Here is a 25,243-nt window from a genome sequence, read left to right on the forward strand (position 1 = left end):
CTTAAGTGGTTGAGCGCAAAGGAGTTTTTGCTGCTGGCAATTGAAATGTGGCGTTCCTTTACGGCTGCTGCTGAACGAAAAAGCGAGGCGTCGATTGGGGGCAGAACCCATGGGTTCTGACCCCGTGTTTGGGCACGATGCCTTTTGAGTATCGAGAGTTGGGTTTGCTGCGGGTTGATGTTGCTTTCTAGGTTTTAAGATCTCGGCTTCGATTAGGGGTCAGAACCTGTGGGTTCTGACCCCAGGTTTGGGCACGATGTCTTGTGGGTATCGAGAATTGGGTTTGATGCAGGTTACTGTGATTTTCTAGGCTTTAAGATCTCGACTTCGATTAGGGGTCAGAACCCTTGGGTTCTGACCCCGCCTTTTGGCAGTGTTATTCTTTGTCTCGGCGGTATTCTTGAGGACTCAGGCCAGTCCATTGCTTAAAAGCACGGGTGAACGAGGAAGACTCCACAAAGCCGAGTTGTAAACCGATTTCAGAAATAGAAGTGCTTTCACGCACAAGCTTATCAATCGCGATGTCGCGGCGCATGCTGTCTTTGAGCTGCTGATAGCTGGTATTTTCAGCTCGCAATTTGCGTCGAAGCGTCGCCGTGGAAACATTAAGATATTCAGCCACACGCTCAAAATCTGGTACCGGCCCTTCTTTACCAATAGTTTTAATCAGAATAGATTTAATTTGCGCCGTATAACTATTGTCACTGCCGGGGGTGACCATTAAGCCCGCTGGGGCATCTTTAAGAAACTCTCGAGTTTCAGTCCAATCTCTAACACGCGGTAAAGATAGATACTGGGCGTCAATATAAAAACCATTGTACTCGCTATCAAACACTCTTTTTTCAGGGAACAAAAGCTCATAGGCACGGAGGCTTTCAGGTGCAGCGTAGGCAAAGTGATTTTCTAAGATTGGAATGCGCGTATCCGTTAGCCAGCACATCATCCGGTGTATACACACCGTAATAAATTCCATTAAAAACGCGCTGACCTTCTCGTAACCTTGTGCACGCTTAAGTAGGAATCCTACTCGTCCTTCCTCTTGCACTAGGCTGAACTGCCATTCTACCCGAGTGGTATTTTGAAAACGACAACACTCGCTGAGCATACCCTTTAGGCTATCAAACTGAAGTAGGTAGCGAGCCATTAAGGCAAAGTACCCTAACTTACAGCGCTGCCCTGTTAAGCCCCAATACTCATCGCCCGAAAGCTCCCTAAGCTTTTGCACCAAGCGAACATACTGCTCGGCATGTACTACCGCATTGTCCTGCGCAAATATATCGGCCGATATATCCAGCTCACTGAGTAATTCTTCAGTATCAATTCCAAGCTCGGCCGCCTGCCGGAGCGGAGCTCGAATAAAGTGAACGTCGATTGTTAGCATTGAAGCCATCTTTAGCTGTCTGAAAGTGAAAACACTACAAATAAAAAGCCCTCGACTCAAGTAATACTTGGGCCGAGGGCTCTAAGTAGGACCTAGGGCATATAGCTTTTGCCTGTTATACCTCTACTAAGGCCTCGCCCACCAAGGTTTGCTCGCCACTGGCTTTTGCGGCTTGAATCTCACAACGAGCTAAAGTTTTACCCTCTTGCTCTAGCAGCTCTACCACTTTACCACTGCAGGTAATCACATCTTGTAGCTGGGTAATGGCTGCAAACTTATTGCTAAACTTTTTCAACTTAGCTTGTGGCTGCCAATTTGTGAGCATTCTGCCGAGATACGCCATGGACAACATCCCATGGGCAAATACATCCGGCATGCCTGCAGATTTTGCAAAATCACTGTCAATATGAATTGGGTTGTGATCGCCCGAGGCACCTGCAAACAAGGCCAAGGTATATCGAGAAATAGGCGCTAACTCTAAAGCGGGTATTTCACTACCGATTTGAATATCAGTCATTTCTCTCTCCTTATCCGTTGCGGTAAACCAAAGTATTGGTAGAAGTTGCCACTAACTCGCCATCTTGATTAGTGAAAGAATATTGCAGAGCAACAAATTCTAATGCACCACCTTTCTTATCAAAGATGTTTACAATTTTTGAGCTTACGGTAATTTCGTCACCGGCATAAATAGGTGCAAAATACTCAAAGTCCTGCGAACCATGCAGAATACGACCTATTTCTAGCTTAAGCGCTGTCACTACTGGAAATGGGTCATCACTCTCTAGGGATAATGTAAATGGAAATGTCGGCGGCGCCAAAACCGATTTATGACCTTCGGCCTTAGCAGCTTCTTCATTAAAATAAATCGGGTTCGTTTCACCAATCGCCTTAGCGAAAAACTTCAAACGCCCTTTTTCGATTGTGGTACTAAATGGCTTAAACTCATGGCCGATGAACTTCTTATCAATCATGCAACTGTCCTTTTTACTAGACTCTTTACTAGGATATCAACGAGACCATTAGCTCGCTTGATACAAGGTAACAACTACAGCACCACCAAGACCCAAGTTATGCTGCAAGGCAAGCTTGGCATCAGTAACTTGACGCTGATCGGCCGTGCCACGTAATTGGTTTACCAGCTCATAGCACTGTGCTAGCCCGGTAGCCCCAATTGGGTGCCCTTTTGACATCAAACCACCTGAAGGGTTAACCACAAATTTACCACCATAGGTATTATCACCATCGGCAATAAATTTACTGGCTTCACCTTCAGGGCATAAGCCTAAACCTTCATAGGTAACAACTTCATTAGTGGTAAAGCAATCGTGCAACTCAACCACGTCAACATCATTTACATCCACGCCTGCCTGCTCAAACACTTGCTTAGAAGCACGACGAGTCATATCCGCGCCAATCAAATCGATAGGGTTATCCCATGTTTGTGGCGTATCAGTGGCCATTGCTTGGGATAAAATCTTCACACCGCCATCGATGTTGTGCTTTTTAGCAAACTCTTCACTGCACACAATCGCTGCACCGGCACCACAAGTAGGAGGGCAGCACATGGTGCGAGTTAAGTAATCCATAAAGACCACTTTATCGCCCAAAACCTGCTCTTCGGTTAAAGGGGTGTTAAATAAAGACAGTGGATTGTTCAAGGCATGATTACGGGTTTTAACCGATACCTTGGCGAAAATATCGCGAGTGGCGCCATATTTTTCCATATAGTGGTGACCAGCTGCACCAAAACAACGCAAGGCCAAAGGCGCGGCTGGATACTCAGCCTTATCCAACACCGTTAGAAAATTATCAAAGGGCGATTCACGATCATCCCAATGAGAACTTAAGGCGCCAGGCTGCATCTCTTCAAAACCGAATGCCAATACACACTCGGCCGCACCACTTTCTACCGCTTGGCGAGCCAAGTACAAAGCAGTAGAACCAGAAGAGCAATTATTATTTACATTAATAACAGGGATACCTGTCATAAAGGCATCGTACAAGGCGTGCTGGGCACAGGTAGAGTCACCATAGATATAACTACCATAGGCTTGCTGCACGGAAGATGCTTCAATGCCAGCGTCTTTTAGCGCGCCCTGAATGGCTTGCGATGCCATAATTCGATATGGTTCATGTTGGCCAGGCTTGGCAAACTTCACCATGTCTACGCCAGCAACAATTGCATTGCTCATAATTTTTCCTCGTAGTTTTTATTTGTTTGCTTTGGCCAATTACATGCCAGGAATTTTAATACCCAAATTGGTAAATACGGGTACGAATGAATCGTTAGCTGTTTTGGGTTTATCTGCATCGCTAAAGTCGCAAATTTGATCCCAGTTATTTTCTACATCTTCGGCACTAAAGCCTTCTGCAGGACTAAAATTAACGCCTTTGGTGCGCTCCCACTGAAGCTTAGAAATCCAACCCGCACCTACTTCATAGAGGCCACCGCTGTCTTGGTTTTGTTCAGCACAAAGCTTCACCACTAATGGGGTAATGAACTCTGGCTTCAGTGCTTTAACGACTTCAGGCGGCAAGATGGTTTCTGTCATGCGAGAACCCGCTACAGGTGCGATGGCATTCACTTTGATGTTTTTCTTGGCGCCTTCGATTGCTAAAGTTTGCGTTAAACCGTATAGACCAAGCTTCGCCGTCGAGTAGTTGGCCTGACCGAAGTTGCCGTAGATGCCCGCAGCCGATGAAGTGTTGATTATGCGCCCGTATTCTTGCTCCATCATGTAAGGCCATGCGGCCTTGGCTACCTTGTAGGCACCTAGAATGTGTACGCGATAGATAAGATCCCAATCTTGGTCGCTCATTTTGGCAAAGCTAGTATCGCGCAGAATACCGGCGTTGTTGATAACGACGTCAACACGATCAAAGTTATCGATTGCCGTTTGAATAATGGCATCGCCATCTTCTACGGAGTCATAGTTGGCCACGGCCTGGCCACCCATGGCGGTAATTTCGGCAACCACTTTATCGGCTGCTTCACTGCCTTTACCCTCACCATGTGCACTACCACCTAGATCATTCACTACGACTTTGGCGCCACGACGCGCAAACTCTAGGGCATGAGAGCGACCAAGGCCGGCGCCCGCTCCTGTGACAACTACGACGCGATCTTCAAATTTAAGGGTATCAGACATGATTTTTTCTCCGATAATGGCTATAAAAACCTGAGTATGTCGTTCTGGGCCAGGGATAGGAATGTTGAAGATGAGCAAAGCACTTAGCAAAATGTATCAATGCCAGCTAAAACCGGGCTTCGATACGCCCTTGATGGGTAATAGCCCTTACCCAGAACGCGCTCAAGCCATCCAGGGCGCTCGGGTCGTGACATCCATGTCACTTTACGGTTCAGGGTAAGGGCTATTACCCACCAATGGCTGTTACCACTCGAGCATTAAATTCTTACACTTTTAAATAAAGACACTACTGTAGTCAAAAGGTGGGGATAAGCTTAGACCACAATTTAGAGCGAGCGCCGAACGAGTAAAAAAGACTCACGTCTTTTTGTGAGGCTTTTTTAGGACTGAGGGAAGCCTGGAGGGCCGCCGATCGTGGGCTAAGCTTATCCCCACCTTTTGACGGTCAGACAACAAAGAAGTAATAAAAAAACGGAACTAGCAACAACGAGCCGGACGGTCATCCATGGCTTCTAGGCGCTTAAGATTTGATTTTGTCCAGTTACGATTTTCATCGCTGGATAACTGCAGTAACTGCTTAGCCCAATCAGGCAGATTAGGGTTAATAGAATAAAAAACCCACTGCCCAGCACGGCGATCACTTAGCACGCCTTGCTTGCGCAATTGTGCGAGATGCCTCGACACTTTTGGCTGACTCAGGTCTAAAGCTTCCGTCAACTCACAGACACAAAGCTCTTCTTGCTGCACAATTAAATGCAGTGCACGAAGACGAGTATCGTCGGCCATCGCTTTATAAAATTGTACCGGGTCTAGAGTCACAGAATTACCTTAATTAAAACTTGGGCGACCTAGGCCGCCCTATTGTTTATCAGCTGTTCTTGTAAACAGCTGATAAATTGAAGACAGGGCTATTTAACTTCAATAACGCCTTCTTCAATTTTAGCTTGCCAGATTTGCGGGCCAGTTTGGTGAGCAGATTCACCGGTACTGTCTACCGCTACGGTTACCGGCATATCTTTGATATCGAACTCATAAATCGCTTCCATACCAAGATCTTCAAAACCCGCAACTTTAGAGGCTTTAATGGCCTTAGATACCAAGTAAGCCGAACCACCTACGGCCATTAGATAAACGGCTTTATTATCTTTAATGGCCTCGATAGCAAGCTCACCACGCTCAGCTTTACCGACCATACCAATTAGGCCAGTTTCTTCCAACATATTACGCGTAAACTTATCCATGCGAGTAGCCGTAGTAGGACCAGCAGGGCCAACAACTTCTTCACGTACAGGGTCAACCGGACCAACGTAGTAGATAAATTTATTGGTGAAATCAACAGGTAGCTTCTCACCCTTGGCGATCATATCAACCATACGTTTATGGGCAGCATCGCGGCCCGTGTACATTTTGCCAGATAGCAAAACAGTTTCACCGGTTTTCCACTCTTGAATATCTTCTTTAGTAAGCTCATCCAAATTCACACGACGAGCATCACCCACTTCCCAAGTAATTTCAGGCCAATCGTCTAAACTAGGAGGCGTTTGCAAAGATGGGCCAGAGCCATCTAAGGTAAACTTAGCCAAACGAGTCGCCGCACAGTTTGGAATAATCGCCACTGGCTTGTTGGCCGCATGGGTTGGACAATCTTTTACTTTGATGTCCAGAACCGTGGTTAAACCACCTAAGCCCTGGGCACCAATGCCTAGCTTGTTCACTTTATCGAACAACTCTAAGCGAAGCTCTTCAGCACGATTGCTCGCACCGGCTTCTTGTAAATCGTGAATATCAATAGGGTCTAGTAATGACTCTTTCGCCATTGCCAAAGCTTTATCTGCAGTACCACCAATACCAATACCTAGAATTCCTGGTGGACACCAACCAGCGCCCATAGTCGGCACCATCTTCAATACCCAATCGACAACATTGTCAGAAGGGTTTAGCATGGCAAACTTGGTTTTGGCTTCACTACCGCCGCCTTTAGCGACTACATGCACATCAACTTTATCACCAGGAACAATCTTGTAGGTGATCATTGCTGGGGTGTTATCGCCGGTGTTTTTACGCGCACCGTCTGGGTCGGCCAAAACCGAAGCGCGTAGTTTGTTATCTGGATGGTTATAAGCCTGACGAACACCTTCGTTCACCATATCCTCTAGGCTCATATCGCCTTCCCACTGCACGTTCATACCCACTTTCAGGAATACAGAAACAATACCGGTATCCTGACAGATCGGACGATGGCCTTCGGCACACATACGAGAGTTAATTAGGATCTGAGCCATGGCGTCTTTTGCCGCTGGGTTAGCTTCCTTTTCATAGGCACGGTGAACGGCCTGAATAAAGTCTACCGGGTGGTAGTAGGAGATAAACTGAAGGGCATCTGCGACACTGTCGATCAGATCCTGGGGACGAATCACGGTAGTCATGGTGTTCTCTCTAATCTAGTTAGGCTAATTTCTACTATGGTTAAACTGTACGTTATCTTACGGCTGTAGCTGGGAGGAGCTTAAAGATTCCTTTAAACTCCTGTAAAGTTCTAATTATAGCCCAGCTAAGCGGCGGGTTTAGTGCCACCTTGCACTGCATCTAAACGTTTTTTGATATTCAGTAGCTCTCTATTGGTAGTTTTACGGTAAACCGTAATCGACTCAATAGACTCCTCATTTTGCTTCACACGCTCAAGAATGCCATTACGCAATTGGTCTAATTGCAAAGCCTGAGCTTCTACATCACTTAAAGCACTTTGTAAGTCCTTGGCGCGCTGTTGCAGGCTAGCCTCAGCTTGTGCCAGGCGTTTTTCCTGATCAGCACTTAGAGTTTCCAACTTGCTTAAGCTATCCGCTTGGCTCGCAGAAGATTTGGCAGCCTTAGAGGCTTCGCTCGCCGTGCTCTTTAGCTTTTTATCTAAGCTCGCCAGCTGCTTTTTGTGCTGATCGATAGTTTTGCGGTTGCGATCATAGGCCACCCCCCACAATTTACGAATCTCAGAATCTGCCCACTTTAACTTAGCGCGAATCGCCTCTACCGACTGGCTGGATTCTTCATTGGAGAAATCGAGCTTTTCTTCTAAGGCCGCAATTCGATCCTCCGCTGAGGACATGGCGGCGGCCGCCGCTTGCTTATCTTGCTGACCCTGCCAATAGAGGTAGCCGGCCGCTCCACTCGCGGCGAAGGCAAATAGTAAGGCAAAAAAAGCTAACCAAGAGAAGGACGAGCCCTGGGGCTTGGCCACTTTCACCGGTGGCGGCGTATAATTAGCCTGCTCAGATGTTACAGAATAGCCAGTATTTACCTCGGCTTCGGAAGCGGCACGAGAAGCTCCCGGCTCTCCAAAAGTCGGCTCACGACGTTCAACACTCATATGACTAGCTATCCTCTTTTTACTGCCCTTATTTGATGGGCTAGCTGGTACCTCAATCAGCCCAGCATTCTACACGATCAAAGCCCGCTTCACGACACCTGTACACAAAACCACCAGCCCGCCCAAGGGTGGATTCCCCATCAAGCAAGCGATCTGCAATCTAGCAAGAAGAGCTAGTGGGTGCTTAATGAAAGTTAACGCTTGTTGGCTTTTCTTAGGCCCTTCGCCGTAAACGCGGATACGTTTATCCCAAATCTGAGACCTAAAATACAGCCATTGATTCAACGAACGTGGAGTATCACTATGAAATTATCAGTTAGCATGAGTCTTGCAGTATTGGCTTTGAGTTTAAACTCTCCTTTGAGCTATGCCGCTGAGCCGAAATATGATTATGTCGACATCAATGCTGGTGTGGCGGAATCGAAAATTAAAGTTGGCAACAACAGCTTTAAGTTAGACACTAAAGCGTTTCGCACCGAGTTAAGCAAGCGTATTAATGAATACACATACGTACGCGGTGAGCTCACTCAATCACGTACGGATGACAGCGCCAACTCCGGCAATATACGCCTATCGCTGGATGACAAAGAAACCAATGCGAATGTTTCTTTGGGTGTGATCGCAAAGCTAGATCCAAGCAATCATCTAAACTTCGAATTAGGCATGAACCACAATGATCACAAAGATCATGGCAGCTTAAAAATCGACAATGCTATCGAACCTTTCAGAGGTTCTGGTAAAGAGACCGATGTACTTTGGTCAGTAGCCTGGAAAACCGCCATTAGCGATGGCTGGGAACTCAATGTCCGCTATACTAAAGCAGGAGATGTGAGTAGCTGGAAGCTCAACAGCCCTATCGCTATTAGCAAAGATGTATCTCTAGATTTGGCTCTTATTCACGGCAAAGATGATAGCGATAAGCGTCGCTATGAATCCAATGCCGCCACCATTGGCTTAAGATTCCACTTCTAAGCGATAGACGACCTTTCAACGACTCTCCTCTAGGCTATGGCTTATCCATAGCCTCTTTTTGTTCAGCCACCATGAACTGAATAACTTGCAAAGCTATATAGCTTGAAAGCCTATATAACTTAAAAAACGTGAATTTGCCAAACGCTGCCATAGGGAAGTCCACTATGACAAAAAAAGATGCCACTATTTTAATTCCAGAATCTCAATTAATTGATGATCTTGCGCCGCATTGGAAAAAGCGCTTTGTTAAAGCCACCCAAATCATGCAAGACCGCTTTAGCGAAAATTTAAATTGGAATGATATTGCCGATGAGTGCGCTATATCCCCCAGTCATTTTCACTATATGTTTAAGCTGGTATTCGGCGAATCACCAGTTAAGTATTTGCGCCGAATGCGCTTAAAACAAGCGGTTTATAGCCTTTCCCTAGAGAAAAAAGCCGTTACAGATATCGCACTGGAAACGGGATTTTCTTCATCGCAAGCACTGGCGAAAGCCTTAAAACGAGATCTGGGCTTATCCGCTTCTGAGATCCGCCGCAGCAATCAACTAAAAGATGCCGAGCTATGGGATCAAATCATGTTGAAGCTAGGGCAGCCCACAGAAAATGAAACCAGCCTTGAAAAAGCCATGTGTAAAAACATGCAATTTGAACTTGTGAGCCTACCCGAGCGCCACTACTTCACCAGTAAGCAGCAAGGTCATAAGCTGGAAAAAATCTTTGAAATCTGGTTTCAAATTACTCCCAAAGATATTTCCCATGGCGTATCTATTTACCAATGGGACGCTGCAATTTCACCGGTCTCCCAACCATTTCACGTAGGCTATGAATGCCCTGCTCACTCCGCCAATAAAAGCCTTCCAGCCTCGCACTACCTGTGCACCAAAGTACGGATAGATTCAGGCACAGCTTATGCCGCTGCTTGGGATGCGCTATACAGTCACTTGCTTGAACAAGATTTAGAGGCTGACTATGAAGCCGAGGTTATGGAGTTGATGAGTAATCTAAGAGATTATGAATCGAGAGAGATGGAAGTTACGCTGTATCTTCCAGTTATAGTAAAAGACTAAAAATAAGTGAGCTACCAAAAACAAAACCGCCAGCAAAGCTGGCGGTTTTAGTACAAATAAACCGTACTCGTAATTACGCCATGTTAGCGTTAACGAATTCCCAGTTTACAAGCGCCCAGAAAGCGTTCATGTAATTAGGACGCGCATTACGGTAATCGATGTAGTAAGCGTGCTCCCACAAATCAACGGTCAATAGCGGAGTAACACCTTCGTCAGTCAATGGAGTGGCTGCATTGCTGGTGTTTACAATAGCTACACTGCCATCAGCATTCTGTACCAACCAAGTCCAAGAAGAACCAAAGTTGTTAACGGCTGAAGTAGTGAAAGCTTCTTTAAAGGCTTCGAAAGAACCAAAAGCTTCGTTGATTTTATCGGCTACAGCACCAGTAGCTTCGCCACCACCATTCGGGCTTAAGCAGTTCCAGTAGAAGCTGTGGTTCCAGATTTGAGCAGCGTTGTTGAACACACCGCCATCTGAAGACTTAACGATTTCTTCTAGAGTCTTGCCTTCGAACTCAGTACCTGGGATCAAACCATTTAGCTTGGTCACATAGGTTTGATGATGCTTGCCATAGTGGAACTCTAAAGTTTCAGCAGAGATATGAGGTGCCAGGGCATCCTGGGCGTAAGGCAAAGCAGGTAATTCAATGGACATAGTCGTTTCCTTATCTTGCGGCTATCGGTTATCGGTATCAGGGTTTGTCTCGAATTATCAGTATCGAGTAATGGAGCTAATTTTAGCACCTTTTGCTTTTTGATTTACCGAATCCTAATAAATTTTTTCTATGGTGATCTGGGGCAGCAACCCTCAATTAATATTGCAAATCACTTGCATTCGCATTAGCATCAATGCGTAATCATCCATGCAACATCACGCTCAACCACAGGGGAGCCCCTTCATGAAAAAATACCTACTTGCCGCTAGCCTTGGCGCCAGCCAAATTGCCCTAGCCCATCCAGGTCATGACCACCAGCACTGGGCCGCAGAGCCTATCCATATTCTTACCGCCATTGCGATCACGGCCGTTATTGGCACAGCGTTCTATATCGCCCGCAAGCAAAAAGCGAAAAACCACGATTAATGAAAAGCCTGCTAACAAAAGGAATAACCATGCATAAGCTATTGTCTTTGTTCGACAAAACCATCCCCAGCGCCAGCGCCCACTGCGATATCCCCTGTGGTATTTATGATCCAGCTATCGCGCAAATTGCCGCTTTAACTGCTATTCGCATGATCGACCAAATTAATGAACTGGCTGCAAAAGGCGAACTTAGCCTTGCCGATCAAGCCAAGCTTGGCCGCCTAGTTGCGGAAAAAGAAAGCCACTGTAATAAAGCTAAAGAAGAGATTCGTATTATCTGGGGCGACTATTTTAAAGCACCACAGTTTGAGAAATTTCCTGGCACCCACGAGCTTGCCCATAACATCATGCTGCAAGGCTCCAAAGTTCGCCAACATATCGATCGCGATATGGCCGTTGAGTTTCTAAATTTAATTAACGAATTTGCCGAAAACTTTTGGGCGACTAAAGGTGTTGAAACCTACACGGCCACCTGCCCTTATGCTCCAGCCGAGCAAGTGGTATACCCAAAGCTGGCCTAAGTTTTCGTGCTGAAGATTTTTAAGATTACTGGTAACAGTATGAGTCCCCGTTTTAATGACGGGGACTACCTTCTACTATTCACGCTTCGCCGAAAACCAAGGCCGGGCCAGTTTTTGGTTTATGATCATCCCGAGATAGGGCCCATATTCAAACAAGTTGGTGAAGTAACGCAAGGCGGAGGCCTTTATCTTAAAAGTCTTAACTCAGCGGGTGTCAGTAGCGAAGATATAGGGCAGTGCCAAACGGAAAATATCATTGGCAGAATGCTTTGGCATTTTTCTCCTTAATGGGGTCATTAATGGGGTCAGATCCTCAAACAAAAACAGGCGGCCAACGGCCGCCTGTTTTTGTTTAAGGATCACCCCGGATATAGCGGCTTATTCACTCTCACCACAATCGAGCTTACTACGCTTGTGCCCAGCCATCACCGCATTGCGCTCTTCTTTGTTTACCCACATTGGCGGCAATTCTTCAACGACCAAACGGTAGTCATTCCCGCTCAGTGTTTCACCCGCAGTGACCGCAGTAATATAGGCAATTTTTAAATTTGGTTTTAATTTCAGAAGCTCAGCTCCTGTACCCAATCCGCCTTCCGTATGGAAACGTCCAGCAACGTGAAATATTCGACGGTTAGGGTTTTTATCCAAATGCAAAGCAATAGATTCAGCCATGGTGGCATCCCATGTCATTTGGGCGCCAAACATTTTAGCAATGCGCTCTTCACTTAAGCTCATACCCTTCATATTGCCCAAGAACTTTTCGCGGTAGGGTGATTCACTGATATCCACCTTGGCGGCAACCATAGCTCGCTCTTCCTTTGCCAAACCATCTAGATATGCTGGCCCAAATCGACCAACGCACTTCACATGGTTTCTTGGAGCATTTGCGGCAATAACAGGTAGCTTGTTGTGGCGAGCAATTTCCACCATAGGGCGGTAATCACTTTTATAATTGTCCCAAGCCTTGGTGTTTTTAAGTAAAGTGCTCTCACCAATTTCACCTGCTAGATAGCGATTAAGCTCTGCTTGATCGGCACGCGTAAAATGCTCCATGGTTAAACTGAGCGGGCGCTCTTGTGCTGCCAAGGCGGCCATCAATTTTGCTTGAAACAAATGCACAGCCGGATGTGCATGCCACTCACCTACCATGACTACATCCGCATCATCAATCTCGGTAAGTAACTGTGCTATCTCAATAGTCTCATCGGCGCTATTTTGCAGTTGGTAGTCATATAAACTGGCTACGGACTCCACCTTCTCTCCCTTTATCGCAATCGATTTGGATATTGGTGCAGTGCCAGAACAGGCACTTACTAATATAGACAATGGTAACAACACAAAAGAAGTTTTGCGCATAGACGGCTTAAGCCAAGACATGATTAACCCCAACTAAAAGGGCGTTATTTTATCTCCCAAACCCACATATAACAATGATTATCAATTACATCTGCAAGTAATTAACAAGTACCTCCACTAGACATTAGCCCTACAAAGCTCTTCTAGCACAAATAGATATAATATATCATACCAATAAAGGCTAGCCTGTAGAGATATATAACAATGAATCAACTACCCGTAACTGTACTATCCGGCTTCCTCGGCGCCGGTAAAACAACGGTACTCAGCCATATCCTCAATAATCGCCAAGGCAAAAAAGTGGCTGTGATCGTCAATGATATGAGTGAAATCAATATCGATGCCGCCACCGTTCAAAGCGAAGTATCACTTAGCCATCAAGAAGAAAAGTTGGTAGAGATGAGTAATGGTTGCATCTGTTGCACCTTGCGGGAAGATTTACTACTCGAAGTAAGCAAGCTCGCGCAGGAAGGACGGTTCGATTATTTAGTAATTGAATCCACCGGCATTTCAGAGCCTCTACCGGTAGCAGAGACATTTACCTTCGCCGATGAAAACGGCACATCCCTATCGGATGTCGCCTTGCTTGATACCATGGTAACCGTAGTAGATGCCGTTAATTTTTTAAAGGATTACGACGAAGCAAAATATCTGCAAGATGTGGGAGAATCATTAGGGGAAGACGATGAACGCAGCGTCGCTGATTTGCTAGTTGATCAAGTCGAATTCGCCGACGTTATACTTATTAGCAAGACTGACCTAATCGAAGGAAAAGATTTAAAACGACTAAGCGCCATTTTAAAAACCCTCAATACCCACGCAAAAATTATCCCAATTGCCAACGGCCAAATCGATATTAACGAAGTATTAAATACTGGCTTATTCGATTTTGAACGAGCACAACAAGCACCAGGCTGGCTAAAAGAACTACGTGGTGAACATGTACCAGAAGCTGAAGAATACGGCATAGCCAGCTTTAGCTATCTCGCCCGCCGCCCCTTTCACCCCGAAAAGTTTTATCGTTTTCTTCACAACAGTGAAGCCTTCGGCAAGCTTATTCGCTCCAAGGGATATTTCTGGTTGGCAACACGCCCAGAGTTTGCAGGTCAATGGAGCCAAGCAGGCGGCATCGCTCACTACGGCTTTGCCGGCATGTTTTGGAAAGCCATTCCCAAAGCGAACTGGCCTACAGACCCGGAGTATTTGGAGTCTATAGAAAAAAGTTGGGCAGAGCCTTTCGGGGATATGCGTCAGGAGTTGGTTTTTATCGGCCAGGGCCTAAACCAAGAAGCTATGATCGATGCATTGGATAGCTGCTTGCTTAGTGAAGAAGAAGTTCTGCAAGGTAAATCATACTGGTTGCAACTGCCAGATCCATTTCCTGCTTGGCAACAAGAAGCATAACTTTAAAAAACCGAATCCCTAATGGAGCAATCAATGCTAAGCGAAGATCAAATCAAAGCCGCGCCAGATTCTGACTACATGAACGAGGCGCAATTAGAGTTTTTTAAACAGCTCCTACTCGATCTTTATGGCTCAACCAGCGCCCGCATAGAGCAAGCCAAACAGCAAATGGCAACCCCCATCGATCTGAACGATGAAAATGATCGGGCATCTATGGAAGAACAAAACAGTATTTCACTGCGAATATTTGAACGGGATCAGCGCTTGTTACCCAAAATTCAGCAATCCCTAAAACGTATTCGCGAAGGCGAATACGGGTACTGTTTAGAGTCTGGCGATCCGATTGGTATTCCAAGACTCCTGTTAAGACCGACTGCTGAGTATTGTGCCGAAGTAAAGGCAATACAGGAAACGAAGGAGAAGTTTTATAGGGATTAACCCCATAAATGCTTCTCTACTCACTTTACCCTTATCGCGAGTTTCTTAGTACAAAAAACTCAAAGTACAGTATTAAACCACTAGTCATATTAAGTAATGAGAAAATAACAACATCAAGTCCAGTATATGAAGTAACACCAGACATCAACGCTATAATAAAATCCATAACCACTATCAATAAAAACAGGTACCTAGCAAAAATCACTCTAGCGTATAGAGCAAAAAAAGACGCCATATGAACCATTAGAATCACCCAGTATTGGGCCATGGTTATATCGTAGAAAGGTTTAACTGGTGAACTAGAAATATAATAATTAACTTCCTCAGACAATGTATATTGGTAAATATACGGAAGGAAGAAAAAGACTAGATACAGAATAGTGGAAAAGCACACCAGAATTCTTATTTTCGCAATATCATGTTGATTCAAAACAATAACTCCTTATTGCTTAAGCTATGCAATTGGGTAGTTCCACAGCCAAAACACAAGTGGCACGATCTTTAGAAATTCAGTGACGACCAAAAAGATTAGCATGTAGACCACCCACCCGAAGGAACGCCCAACAAACAACAATGCATAACGATTAAGTTTATCTCGTATAAAATGGACAAGTGTCCGCCGGGACTCTATTTCGATACGCCCACCAGCTCCTCATATACTTCGCTTGAGGCCTGTGGTGCAATCCGATGTCTTTTCAAGTGGTCGACCGTATACGAATACAGTATTCCATTGCTTTCAAGGCGAGATAAGATCTTAGACACCTCTTTGGCTTCAACCCTGTAACTTATAAATTCCTTGTGCGACTTGCTTTGGATAAGAACTGAAAGTATTCCTCCCAATATGATACCCGCCAGTAGTATAAGTACTTCCTTTAAGCTATTAAGAGGGAATAGCTTTAACCATCTCATTTTTGAGTCCATTCTGTTACCTCTTGGTTTTTCCTTTTTACGATCAATATGCTCTTATTCAGCTTGATTCAAGAATCAAACCATAAACAGGCTGACTCGACTACCCGCTTCGAATCCTCCCCAAAGAAATAAGACAAAAGCACGAGACTTGAAAGCATAAAAAAACCCGCAAGCTTTCACTTGCGGGTTTTTTAAGAGCTTTGGGTAAAGCGGGTGGCTTACATCATGCCGCCCATACCACCCATTCCGCCCATGCCGCCCATATCTGGCATGCCGCCACCGGCGCCAGCTTCGGCAGGCTGATCTGCTACCATTGCTTCGGTAGTGATCATAAGGCCAGCGATAGAGCCAGCAGCTTGTAGTGCGCTACGGGTAACTTTAGCTGGATCTAGGATACCCATTTCCAACATGTCGCCGTACTCACCAGTACCAGCGTTGTAACCCTGGTTACCTTCAGCTTGCTTCACCTTATCGGCAACAACAGAAGACTCATCGCCAGCGTTGCTTACGATTTGACGTAGTGGAGCTTCCATCGCGCGACGGGCAATGCCAACACCAGCAGTCTGGTCTTCGTTAGCACCTTCCAAGTCAGCGATAGCAGCAACAGCGCGAAGCAAGGCAGTACCACCACCAGGCACTACACCTTCTTCTACGGCAGCGCGAGTTGCGTGTAATGCATCTTCAACGCGAGCTTTCTTCTCTTTCATTTCTACTTCAGTAGCTGCACCAACTTTAATTACTGCAACACCGCCAGCCAATTTAGCTACGCGCTCTTGTAGTTTTTCACGGTCGTAATCAGAAGAAGTCTCTTCGATTTGAGCACGGATCTGAGCAACGCGAGCTTCGATCTCAGAAGCTTCACCAGAGCCGTCAACGATAGTGGTGTTTTCTTTGCTCATGGTTACGCGCTTAGCGGTACCTAGGTGCTCAAGAGTAGTGCTTTCTAAATCTAAGCCTACTTCTTCAGAGATAACAGTCGCACCAGTTAGGGTAGCGATGTCTTGCAACATGGCTTTACGACGATCGCCGAAACCAGGTGCTTTACAAGCTGCAACTTTAACGATGCCACGCATGTTGTTTACAACCAAAGTCGCTAGCGCTTCGCCTTCAACATCTTCAGCGATGATAACCAATGGCTTGCCAGCTTTTGCAACGGCTTCCAAAGTTGGTAGTAATTCGCGGATGTTGGAGATTTTCTTATCAACCAACAATAGGAATGGCGCTTCGTGTTCTACGGCCATGCTCTCTTGATTGGTGATGAAGTAAGGGGATAGGTAGCCGCGATCGAACTGCATACCTTCTACTACGTCTAGTTCGTTCTCTAGAGCGTTACCTTCTTCTACGGTGATTACGCCTTCTTTACCCACTTTATCCATGGCTTCGGCGATGATTTCACCAACAGATGAATCGTCGTTTGCGGAAACAGTGCCTACCTGTGCAATAGATTTGCTATCGGCACAAGGCTGAGCGATTGATTTGATGTGCTCTACAGCAGCGACAACGGCTTTATCGATACCGCGCTTAAGATCCATTGGGTTCATGCCGGCTGCAACAGACTTCAAGCCTTCGTTTACGATAGCCTGAGCCAATACGGTTGCGGTAGTAGTACCGTCACCAGCGTCATCGTTGGCTTTGGAAGCAACTTCCTTAACCATTTGCGCGCCCATGTTTTCGAACTTGTCAGCTAGCTCGATATCTTTTGCTACAGATACGCCGTCTTTGGTTACGGTTGGGGCACCGAATGACTTATCTAATACTACGTTACGGCCTTTAGGGCCTAGGGTAGTTTTTACTGCGTCAGCTAGGATGTTTACACCTACCAACATTCTCTGGCGAGCTTCATCACCAAACAATACGTCTTTAGCCATGATTCAAATTTCCTTCAAATTTGTGTCTTAGGGGGTTACTGGAAGCAAGGCTCGCCTTAGCCTTCCAATACGCCGTAAATTTCGCTTTCGTTTAGGATAAGCAGCTCTTCGCCGTCTACCTGTACGGTGTTGCTACCAGAGTACTTACCAAATACTACGATATCGCCTTCTTTTACTGCTAATGGGCGAACTTCGCCATTGTCAGCGATGCGGCCTGTGCCTACTGCCACAACTACACCTTGGGCTGGCTTTTCTTGCGCAGAACCCGGTAGAACGATACCGCCAGCGGAAGTAGCTTCTTCTTCCTGACGACGAACCACAACACGATCGTGTAAGGGACGAATTTTCATCAACTTTCTCCAAACGTTTACCTTCTACTGAAGGTCTATTGAACTTGATCTGGTCCAGCTCTGCGCCGGCCTAGATGTGTATATTGTGCCGCTCATAGGGGTTTCAAGCCTATGGAGGCGAAATTCTTGCGGGTTTATCCCGACTCTAGGAATGATGGGGGTCGAAATTGGGTTTTCAAGCGTTTGGGGGGATTTTTTCTCCAATAAATCTAACAAGAACAATTATACGTGGCTTCGATGAGAGTCTTAGGTCCGAAAGCAAGCATGAGGGGCGCATAAACCCATCCCTGGGGCTCTTCTCCGGCATCCCTGCCTCCAAAGCCCTCATGCTTGCTTTCGGACCTAAGACTCTCAGTTAGGAAACAACCCTCAAAAACTGGATAATCATTGAAGCCCAGCAAAATAGAGAGGGCAGGCTTAGGAGACAGAATATTTCAGCGCCAGACCAAGTAGAGATATGTGTAGGTGAGGGGCTTAGCCTAGGGGCTTTGGAGGCAGGGATGCCGGAGAAGAGCTACAGGGACGTATTCATGCGCCCCCTAGGCTAAGCCCCTCACCTACACATAGCTCGGAATCGAAGCCCTTTAGCTAGCGATCAGATGAATTTCCTTGGTCAATATGCCCTTTAGGCTGATCTGCAGAGGATTCCCATTCACCTTCGATAATATCGCCAGATTGCCCAGTAGGGCCTCGACGGTAGCTCTGGCCACTATATCCCTGGCCATTGAAGGACTGGGAGTGGACAGCTTGAACATGTAGGTTTTTAACCACCAAAGCGATTAACGCGGTACGAAGGCCAGGAATTAAGCAAGCAAAACCAATGGCATCAGTAATAAAGCCAGGGGTAAGGAGCAAAGCACCGCCCACGGCCAAACAGATGCCCTCAGCCATCTCTTTAGCTGGCATTTGACCGCTTTCCATCTTAGTGCGGGCCTGTAGAAGGGTTTTAAGGCCCTGCCTGCGTAGCAGCCAGGTGCCGATGATGGCCGTTAAAAAAACCAGCGCAATGGTGTTTAAGCCGCCAATTTGCCCGCCAACCTGAATGAGTAGCCATAGCTCCAACACTGGCATAACGACAAACAACAAAAATAAACCACGCACCTTGATAACCTCGCTAATTAGAACAAGCTTGCAGCAACTCCAAGCTCTACATCTTAGATATGGCTCTTAAGTATCCAATAACAAGCGCACTTAGCCAATCTTAACCTACCATTGGTAGGCAACACCTACCGTTAGACGAGTATCTTTACGTTTTGCTCCCTCAGCGGGCATATTATCGAAATCGTATTGGAATTTAAGATCCGAAGATAAACCGTAGCCCAAAGGCACCTTCAAACCGGTTTCGCTATCAATTTCCCAATCTTCGGCCATCTGCATGGAATAGCTGAGTTTATGCTTGTGAAACAAGGTTGCCGAAAACGGCAGGCGATAATCCAGCTGCAGAGCCCATTGCCAATTAAGGCGCTCTTCGGCCTCGGCGGCCCCAGTTTGCTCTTCGTTTTGCAGATTCAAACCGCTTTCTAAGGCCAAACTGAGATCTTGCCTTTTAAACCACTGATAACCTACCCCCAAACCCAGGCCATAGCGCTGATCGATATTTTTGGATTCCAGCATCTCAGTACTGACATCGCTGTATAAGAACCAGCGCTCTTTAAAAAACCAATCTAACTGATAAGCCAACTTATAGTCTTCGGTTTGCTCTGACTGCAGAAGCTTATCGGTATTATCGTATTTAAAATCGGCCTCATGGCGATAATCGCCATGTTCAGCACCAAGCTTAGCCGCCACGTCCCAATCGTCTTCTTCCTTATTACCACGCGAGAGCACACCGGCTACCGCCAAACTGCCATTTATATCGATATCTTGGGTATAGAATTTCTCAAAGGGCTCTACTTGATCAACTGCCAGCAAATCTACCTTATTGCCCTGCTCTTCTGAGCAACTGTAGTGCATCACACCATCAGTTACCGAAGTAATACTACAAGCATCCTCGCGGCCTTGGATTTTCACTAGGGTATCGCTGTTAAAGCTTTCCACTTTATTTAGAGGCACTTTTAACTCGCCCAGCATCGGTGACTGCCAGCGTAGGGTATTGCCCTCGATTCCGAGCAAATCCCCCTGTAAGCTATCGCCATTCAATAAAGTTAAACGTGCAGCCTGGCTAAGATTGCAGGCTAGCAGGTAAGTAAGAAATATAGTGGTTAGTCGAATCATCTTTTAAGTAAATGAGATTTTAATCAATAATGTCGATGGAAGAGTTTTCCCAAGCGGTGTACCAAATTGTGGCTGCCATCCCCAAAGGTAAAGTGGCCAGCTATGGCCAAGTGGCCAAACTAGCCGGCTACCCTAATCATAGCCGACACGTGGGCAAGTTGATGGGGCGATTACCTAAAGGCAGCAAAATACCTTGGTTTCGGGTACTCAATAGTCAGGGCAAAATTTCACTCGCCCCCGGCCCAGCCTATCAACGTCAGCACGAGTTATTGCTGGCCGAAGGGGTCGAGTTTGTTGGAGAACGAGTTGCCAAAGGCTGCCGCTGGCAACCTTAAAGGAAAAGAATATTCAGATATAGTTTTTATTGCTGCTGGATTTTGAAATCACTCGGCTTCTTCTTGTTGACGCCAAGGTGCAACTTTAAAGAGCAGCAACATACCCGGGATAGCAGTGAGTGAGCACATAATAAAAAACTGCACCCAACCGAAGTGCTCTACCAAAATTCCGGAAAGGCTACTGGCGATGGTACGAGGAAAAGACGCAAGCGCCGACAGTAGCGCAAACTGAGTAGCCGCAAATAGAGGATTAGTAATCCGCGCCATATAAGCCGAGAAAGCCGCCGTACCCAAGCCAACACCAAGGTATTCTAAAATAATGGCTCCAGCCAAAACCCACACATTGGCGCCCACATAGGCCAATACCGCAAAACCCAAAATCGATACCAACTGCACTACACCAAATACCCAAAGCGCCTTATTGATGCCGATGCGGATCATAATAATGCCCCCCAATAGTGCCCCCACTATGGAAGACCATAAGCCAGCATTTTTAGCGACCAAGCCCACTTGGGTTTTAGTGAAGCCCAAGTCGTAATAAAACGGCGTTGATAAAGCCACAGCTAAATTATCACCAAACTTATATAGGCACATAAAACTCAGCACTAATAGCGCGCCAGTTTTACCATGACGACCCACAAAATCTTTAAATGGGTTAACCACCGCCTCTTGCAAGGTTTTGGGTCGCACCGCATCGGATACAGCTTCTTTCACAAATAATGTCATCAATAAACCGATGACCATATAAGCTCCAGTTACCCAAAAAACCTGCTGCCAGCTAATATGATCGGCCAAGATAAAGGATAAGCCACCAGGCAATAAGCCCGAGATACGATAAGCTTGGACATGAATACTGGTGCCCATACCCAGCTCTTCATCGGGGAGAATCTCCCGGCGAAAGGCATCAATCGCAATATCCTGAGTAGCACTAAGTACAGCAACTAGAAAACAAACTGCGGCAATCAGTTTGATATCCGTTACTGGCTGCCAATAGCCGAGTGCAGCAATACTGGCCATCAATCCTAGTTGGGTGACCAGCAACCAACTTCGACGACGCCCCATGGGTAACAGACTGTAGCGATCCAATAAGGGCGCCCAGATAAACTTCCAGGTGTAAGGGAAGGTCACCAGTGTGAAAAAGCCAATTTCTTTAAGACCCACGCCTTCTTCGCGCAGCCAAAGTGGCACAAGCTGGATAAGAACATAAAGAGGTAGGCCCGAAGCCATGCCAGTAAAGACACAGGTCAGCATACGGCGATTAAATATCGCCGCCTTAAGGCTCGGCTGGGAAGCAGTCATAAGAAATCCGTTAGTACTGATCGTTCAGTTTAGAGTATGTGCTTGGCCATTGGTTCGGAGCAATCCGATTGATCTGAAGCTAGCGCCTCTTATTAATCGCGAAAGTTATTAAACTGCAAAGGCATATCCAACTCAGACGCGCGCAACATCGCCATAACAGCTTGCAGGTCATCGCGCTTCTTGCCCGTTACCCGAACTTGATCGCCTTGAACCTGGGCTTGCACCTTGAGTTTTTTCTCTTTAATCATTTTGACGATCTTTCTCGCCAAATCGCTATCAATACCGGTGCGAACAATAACATCCTGCTTTTTTTGCTTACCCGAGGAGATAATGTCTTTACATTCCAAACATTGAATGTCGATCTTATTTTTGTGCAAATCGCTTTGCAGAATATCGAGCATTTGCTGAACCTGGAATTCTTCGTCTGCACGAATGGTGATGGTGAAATCGTTGCGAGTGAAATCAGCATCCACGCCTTTAAAATCAAAACGGGTTGTTACCACACGATTAGATTGATCAACGGCATTGGTTAAGGTGTGCTTATCCACTTCCGAAACGATGTCAAAAGACGGCATGAAATTCCCCAGCTAACAAGTTCATAAATATGCGCCGCATAATAACAGCACCATCAAAAACTATCTCGATTGATTTTATAGAGCGTAACAGAAGGGGGCTAAACTGATGGAATTTTGAGCGTGTTAAAACAGAAATAAAACAAGAAGAGAGATGGAAAAAGGCCCTTACCGGCTCGACCCAAATGCAGCTAGTGTTTCAGTGCTAGGCGTCCATGCGAATCGAGGAGCTGTATATTTGTACAGGCAAACCGGCAAGGGTATTCATAATAGGTCTTGGCCACCTGCCCCGTCAAGGCCTGCTGTAAGTTATTTTGCAAAGACTAGAACTCAAGCCAAAGCCCCATAGTTTTCATAGCGCCAGAGGTTAGCAACTACCCACTAACTAACTGAGAGCTGAGAAGTCTATGGAGGCGAAGATGAACATCCTCTCGGCTAAGCATTTGAGGAACAGCCAGTCGGCGAAAGCGTAAAAAATGAGCAACATCCAACAGCAGGTGCGCATCCGTAGCGGGATCATCACTGCCCATCTCTAAATAAAAATCATGCATTCTAGGGTAGAGCCTGTTGCACAGCTCATAGGCGAAATTGCGTTGCTCTTCCTCAAGGTGAAGATCAAAGTGGAAAGTCATTTCCACGGCCACACCCTCGCTGCGCTCCAATAAATCGGCCTCGATAAAGTCGGTCATATAGTTGACTAAAAGGTTGACCAGAGCTCTTCTATCACCACTGCACTTGGCCTCCACAATGGCCGGCTGTAAAAACTCCCCATGCAGGCTCTGCCAACGTCCTTCAAACTCATTCAGCACATTCTGCTTATAGTAGGCGAAGGCATCATGCAGCAAAGCTTCTAGGTCTTTAAAGTGGTAAGTGGTAAGTGAAAGGCTTACCCCAGCCTCTTTGGCTATGGCTCGATGAGTCAGGGCTCGATAGCCCTGACTGGCCAAAACTCTTAGTGCCGCATCCAATATCTGCTGGCGAGTCTGCTCACCCCTGCTGGGCTTAGAGGATGGCTGGGCCATGGAAATTCCTACTTAAAAGGCGCCATCATAACAGCCAAGGGGCAATCTGTTGAGCTGTTAAGACGCAAAAGGGCAGCCATAAGCTGCCCTTAATCTTTGCACAGTTGTTGATTGTAGCGTCTACAAGGCCAACATGAGATATACCGCCAAAGCGCATAACCAGAATAAGCCGGTTCGGTAGAACAAGGACTGTAAGGTCTCCATTTCACAGCAGATCGCCTCACAATCAAGTTTTTCAACGTCGATGTCTAAGGCGCCACCGATGGCATTACCCAACACCTTCTTCGATGGTGTTTTAAAGCACAGCAGGCTATCACGCCAGCGCTGCATACAACTCATAAAGTTACCGGTAATGGCAAAGCTTAACCCCAACACTCTAACAACTGGCCATTCCAGCAACCAAAGTAGCTTATTGAGGGGCTTGGCATCGATGATAAAGTCGCCATCCTTAGTTTCTTCCATGGCCTGCGAGCTAGATTGGCTTTGGCTGGCCGCCTCAAGCTCCTGAGCCTCCTGTTCCGAGCCCTCTAGCTTTTGCTCACCGCTGTTCCCTTCGACAGAAGAGGCTTGCTCTGCAGCTATGCTTGCCTGTTGGGCATTTAGCGCTTCTTGGCGCGCCTGATACTCACTATAGAAAATGCGTAAGATCCGATAAGCCAAAGCCGCCAATGGTCCCAACATGGCAAACCAAAAGAACACCACAAATACGCGCTCCATGGCACGGTACGCTGCATTAAGCAGTGTTTGATGGTATAACTCTGCTTTATCATCTGCGAGCTCTTCGTCTGCGGGGCTTGCCTGTAGCTCGCGCGCTGCGGCTTTAATGGCATCGTTATCTGCACCTTTTACGGCTGCAATAAAGCCTTGCACTTGGGCTTTAAAGTCATCTCGACCAATGCTGTATAACAAGATAAAGGCGGTAACGATAAACTCTAAAAAGCCACTTTGATGGGCGCTCCACTGCAGCGCATAGGCCGCTATAGCTAAAGGCACCAGGGCCGCAATTAGCCAATACAGCCATGGCTTGTTTCGTAAACTTTTGCCTGCAATGGCGTCTAGCCAAGGCTTTACCCATTGATCCAAGTGTAGCCACGATGGAGTTCCAAACCAACGCACACAGATCAAGGCAATCAATAGAACAGTTAATTGCATAGTTTCACCCGATGTCTTTCGTTCGATAGGTATTCATTCGGTACAATCTTACCGATTAAGTCTCACTCTCCCCTTTTTAGACGAGGCTAAGCCGACTAACTATCACCTTGAAGTGTAAAGATTTGCTGCAACTGTTTTTCATAACTCAGCCAATCGAAGTACGGGCCAGGATCAGTTTTGCGCTCCGGTGCTATATCGCTGTGGCCACAGATGTGAAAGCCAGCCACTTTTGACGCCAAACTGGGCAGCTTGGCACGCATAGAAGGGCAAAGTTCAATCAGCTGAAAGCTAAGCTCTGCCAAGGCTTGATACTGCTCAGGGCTATAACATTGATCATCACAACCTTCGAGTTCTACCCCGATACTGAAATCATTGCAGTTTTCGCGCCCCTCGTAGATCGACTGCCCAGCGTGCCACGCTCGCTCAAAGATATCCACAAACTGAATGACTTGCCCGCTGCGCTCAATCAGGAAATGCGCTGACACCTGTAGCTCAGCGATGGTGGCGAAGTACTCATGGGCACTGCAATCGAGCTGATTGCAAAAAAATTTCTCTATGTGATCACCACCAAATTGCCCCGGCGGCAAGCTGATATTGTGAATTACGAGCAAAGATATATCAGCAGACGCTGGGCGCTGATTAAAATTTGGCGACGGGCATGCTCGAATATGGTGCAGCCAGCCTTGATTTTGTTTATTCAAATTTAGCCCTCATAGGCACGGCACTTTGACGCCCAAGATTAAATAATCAACATATATTTCGCCAGAGCAGCAATTGGCTTAAAATAA

28 protein-coding genes are annotated in these 25,243 nt (G+C 46.4%); 9 read left to right on the plus strand and 19 right to left on the minus strand.

Annotated elements, in window-relative coordinates:
- Positions 1–376: 376 nt before the first annotated feature.
- The 5 genes from Q1A41_RS07615 to Q1A41_RS07635 form a co-directional block, all read right to left on the minus strand.
- Positions 377–1,381, minus strand: coding sequence for an AraC family transcriptional regulator (locus tag Q1A41_RS07615; RefSeq protein WP_299976709.1), 1,005 nt, complete (start codon positions 1,379–1,381; stop codon positions 377–379).
- A gap of 115 nt (positions 1,382–1,496) precedes the next feature.
- Positions 1,497–1,898 (minus strand): MaoC family dehydratase, encoded by a 402-nt coding sequence (locus Q1A41_RS07620; protein WP_299976712.1) that lies wholly within the window; start codon positions 1,896–1,898, stop codon positions 1,497–1,499.
- A 10-nt stretch (positions 1,899–1,908) separates the two neighbouring features.
- Positions 1,909–2,352 (minus strand): MaoC family dehydratase N-terminal domain-containing protein, encoded by a 444-nt coding sequence (locus tag Q1A41_RS07625; RefSeq protein WP_299976715.1) that lies wholly within the window; start codon positions 2,350–2,352, stop codon positions 1,909–1,911.
- Between the two features lie 48 nt (positions 2,353–2,400).
- On the minus strand, positions 2,401–3,573 hold the full coding sequence (locus Q1A41_RS07630) for a lipid-transfer protein (protein WP_299976718.1): 1,173 nt from the start codon (positions 3,571–3,573) through the stop codon (positions 2,401–2,403).
- A 39-nt stretch (positions 3,574–3,612) separates the two neighbouring features.
- A complete protein-coding gene (locus tag Q1A41_RS07635) occupies positions 3,613–4,530 on the minus strand; it encodes an SDR family oxidoreductase (RefSeq protein ID WP_299771545.1) in 918 nt (305 codons plus the stop codon).
- A gap of 70 nt (positions 4,531–4,600) precedes the next feature.
- Here Q1A41_RS07635 and Q1A41_RS07640 point away from each other — a divergent pair, with 70 nt between their 5' ends.
- Positions 4,601–4,750 (plus strand): hypothetical protein, encoded by a 150-nt coding sequence (locus tag Q1A41_RS07640; RefSeq protein ID WP_299976721.1) that lies wholly within the window; start codon positions 4,601–4,603, stop codon positions 4,748–4,750.
- 257 nt (positions 4,751–5,007) lie between these two features.
- Here Q1A41_RS07640 and Q1A41_RS07645 read toward each other — a convergent pair whose 3' ends face one another.
- From Q1A41_RS07645 to Q1A41_RS07655, 3 genes are all read right to left on the minus strand, one after another.
- Entirely contained in the window at positions 5,008–5,349 is a 342-nt protein-coding gene (locus Q1A41_RS07645) for a metalloregulator ArsR/SmtB family transcription factor (protein WP_299976724.1), read from the minus strand.
- 89 nt (positions 5,350–5,438) lie between these two features.
- Positions 5,439–6,956, minus strand: coding sequence for a fumarate hydratase (locus tag Q1A41_RS07650; protein WP_299976727.1), 1,518 nt, complete (start codon positions 6,954–6,956; stop codon positions 5,439–5,441).
- Positions 6,957–7,081: 125 nt separating this feature from the next.
- Positions 7,082–7,891: a hypothetical protein gene (locus Q1A41_RS07655; RefSeq protein WP_299976730.1), complete on the minus strand. Its 810-nt coding sequence runs from the start codon at positions 7,889–7,891 to the stop codon at positions 7,082–7,084.
- 303 nt (positions 7,892–8,194) lie between these two features.
- Here Q1A41_RS07655 and Q1A41_RS07660 point away from each other — a divergent pair, with 303 nt between their 5' ends.
- The gene (locus Q1A41_RS07660) at positions 8,195–8,863 is read left to right on the plus strand and encodes an outer membrane beta-barrel protein (protein WP_299976733.1); all 669 of its coding nucleotides are present in this window, start codon (positions 8,195–8,197) and stop codon (positions 8,861–8,863) included.
- A 164-nt stretch (positions 8,864–9,027) separates the two neighbouring features.
- Entirely contained in the window at positions 9,028–9,933 is a 906-nt protein-coding gene (locus Q1A41_RS07665; protein WP_299976736.1) for an AraC family transcriptional regulator, read from the plus strand.
- A 73-nt stretch (positions 9,934–10,006) separates the two neighbouring features.
- Here the strand turns inward: Q1A41_RS07665 and sodB are convergent, their stop codons facing one another.
- Positions 10,007–10,588, minus strand: a complete 582-nt coding sequence (gene sodB / locus Q1A41_RS07670) for a superoxide dismutase [Fe] (RefSeq protein ID WP_299976739.1) — start codon at positions 10,586–10,588, stop codon at positions 10,007–10,009.
- A 244-nt stretch (positions 10,589–10,832) separates the two neighbouring features.
- Between sodB and Q1A41_RS07675 the strand changes: the two genes are divergently transcribed.
- Genes Q1A41_RS07675 through Q1A41_RS20375 form a run of 3 tightly spaced genes read left to right on the plus strand, consistent with a single transcriptional unit; the run spans position 10,833 to position 11,824 of the window.
- Positions 10,833–11,015: a hypothetical protein gene (locus Q1A41_RS07675; RefSeq protein ID WP_299771532.1), complete on the plus strand. Its 183-nt coding sequence runs from the start codon at positions 10,833–10,835 to the stop codon at positions 11,013–11,015.
- A gap of 29 nt (positions 11,016–11,044) precedes the next feature.
- The gene (gene sodN, locus Q1A41_RS07680) at positions 11,045–11,536 is read left to right on the plus strand and encodes a superoxide dismutase, Ni (protein WP_299976742.1); all 492 of its coding nucleotides are present in this window, start codon (positions 11,045–11,047) and stop codon (positions 11,534–11,536) included.
- Positions 11,537–11,542: 6 nt separating this feature from the next.
- Positions 11,543–11,824 carry a S24/S26 family peptidase gene (locus Q1A41_RS20375; protein ID WP_363322346.1) on the plus strand — a complete coding sequence of 94 codons (282 nt, stop codon included), beginning with the start codon at positions 11,543–11,545 and terminating at the stop codon, positions 11,822–11,824.
- 90 nt (positions 11,825–11,914) lie between these two features.
- Here Q1A41_RS20375 and Q1A41_RS07685 read toward each other — a convergent pair whose 3' ends face one another.
- Positions 11,915–12,913 carry a ChaN family lipoprotein gene (locus tag Q1A41_RS07685; RefSeq protein WP_299976745.1) on the minus strand — a complete coding sequence of 333 codons (999 nt, stop codon included), beginning with the start codon at positions 12,911–12,913 and terminating at the stop codon, positions 11,915–11,917.
- Between the two features lie 183 nt (positions 12,914–13,096).
- On the opposite strand from Q1A41_RS07685, the gene zigA reads away from it, so the two are divergent.
- The gene (gene zigA, locus Q1A41_RS07690; RefSeq protein ID WP_299976748.1) at positions 13,097–14,296 is read left to right on the plus strand and encodes a zinc metallochaperone GTPase ZigA; all 1,200 of its coding nucleotides are present in this window, start codon (positions 13,097–13,099) and stop codon (positions 14,294–14,296) included.
- Between the two features lie 33 nt (positions 14,297–14,329).
- On the plus strand, positions 14,330–14,734 hold the full coding sequence (locus Q1A41_RS07695; protein WP_299976750.1) for a TraR/DksA C4-type zinc finger protein: 405 nt from the start codon (positions 14,330–14,332) through the stop codon (positions 14,732–14,734).
- 1,127 nt (positions 14,735–15,861) lie between these two features.
- Here Q1A41_RS07695 and groL read toward each other — a convergent pair.
- From groL to Q1A41_RS07715, 4 genes are all read right to left on the minus strand, one after another.
- On the minus strand, positions 15,862–17,514 hold the full coding sequence (gene groL / locus Q1A41_RS07700; protein ID WP_299977814.1) for a chaperonin GroEL: 1,653 nt from the start codon (positions 17,512–17,514) through the stop codon (positions 15,862–15,864).
- A gap of 53 nt (positions 17,515–17,567) precedes the next feature.
- Entirely contained in the window at positions 17,568–17,861 is a 294-nt protein-coding gene (locus tag Q1A41_RS07705) for a co-chaperone GroES (RefSeq protein ID WP_299976753.1), read from the minus strand.
- A gap of 588 nt (positions 17,862–18,449) precedes the next feature.
- Positions 18,450–18,962, minus strand: coding sequence for an FxsA family protein (locus Q1A41_RS07710; RefSeq protein WP_299976756.1), 513 nt, complete (start codon positions 18,960–18,962; stop codon positions 18,450–18,452).
- Between the two features lie 105 nt (positions 18,963–19,067).
- Entirely contained in the window at positions 19,068–20,075 is a 1,008-nt protein-coding gene (locus Q1A41_RS07715) for a DUF481 domain-containing protein (RefSeq protein WP_299976759.1), read from the minus strand.
- A 35-nt stretch (positions 20,076–20,110) separates the two neighbouring features.
- Here Q1A41_RS07715 and Q1A41_RS07720 point away from each other — a divergent pair, with 35 nt between their 5' ends.
- Positions 20,111–20,410 carry an MGMT family protein gene (locus Q1A41_RS07720; RefSeq protein WP_299976763.1) on the plus strand — a complete coding sequence of 100 codons (300 nt, stop codon included), beginning with the start codon at positions 20,111–20,113 and terminating at the stop codon, positions 20,408–20,410.
- Positions 20,411–20,458: 48 nt separating this feature from the next.
- On the opposite strand, the gene Q1A41_RS07725 is transcribed toward Q1A41_RS07720, so the two are convergent.
- The 5 genes from Q1A41_RS07725 to ampD form a co-directional block, all read right to left on the minus strand.
- The gene (locus tag Q1A41_RS07725; protein ID WP_299976767.1) at positions 20,459–21,709 is read right to left on the minus strand and encodes an AmpG family muropeptide MFS transporter; all 1,251 of its coding nucleotides are present in this window, start codon (positions 21,707–21,709) and stop codon (positions 20,459–20,461) included.
- A gap of 92 nt (positions 21,710–21,801) precedes the next feature.
- The gene (locus Q1A41_RS07730) at positions 21,802–22,284 is read right to left on the minus strand and encodes a YajQ family cyclic di-GMP-binding protein (RefSeq protein ID WP_299771509.1); all 483 of its coding nucleotides are present in this window, start codon (positions 22,282–22,284) and stop codon (positions 21,802–21,804) included.
- 371 nt (positions 22,285–22,655) lie between these two features.
- Positions 22,656–23,303: a TetR family transcriptional regulator gene (locus Q1A41_RS07735; protein WP_299976770.1), complete on the minus strand. Its 648-nt coding sequence runs from the start codon at positions 23,301–23,303 to the stop codon at positions 22,656–22,658.
- A gap of 120 nt (positions 23,304–23,423) precedes the next feature.
- On the minus strand, positions 23,424–24,455 hold the full coding sequence (ampE, locus tag Q1A41_RS07740; protein WP_299976773.1) for a regulatory signaling modulator protein AmpE: 1,032 nt from the start codon (positions 24,453–24,455) through the stop codon (positions 23,424–23,426).
- A 95-nt stretch (positions 24,456–24,550) separates the two neighbouring features.
- Positions 24,551–25,156 (minus strand): 1,6-anhydro-N-acetylmuramyl-L-alanine amidase AmpD, encoded by a 606-nt coding sequence (gene ampD / locus Q1A41_RS07745; protein WP_299976776.1) that lies wholly within the window; start codon positions 25,154–25,156, stop codon positions 24,551–24,553.
- Positions 25,157–25,243: the final 87 nt, after the last annotated feature.

The sequence above is a fragment of the uncultured Pseudoteredinibacter sp. genome (assembly GCF_947502065.1).
Lineage (GTDB): Bacteria > Pseudomonadota > Gammaproteobacteria > Pseudomonadales > Cellvibrionaceae > Pseudoteredinibacter.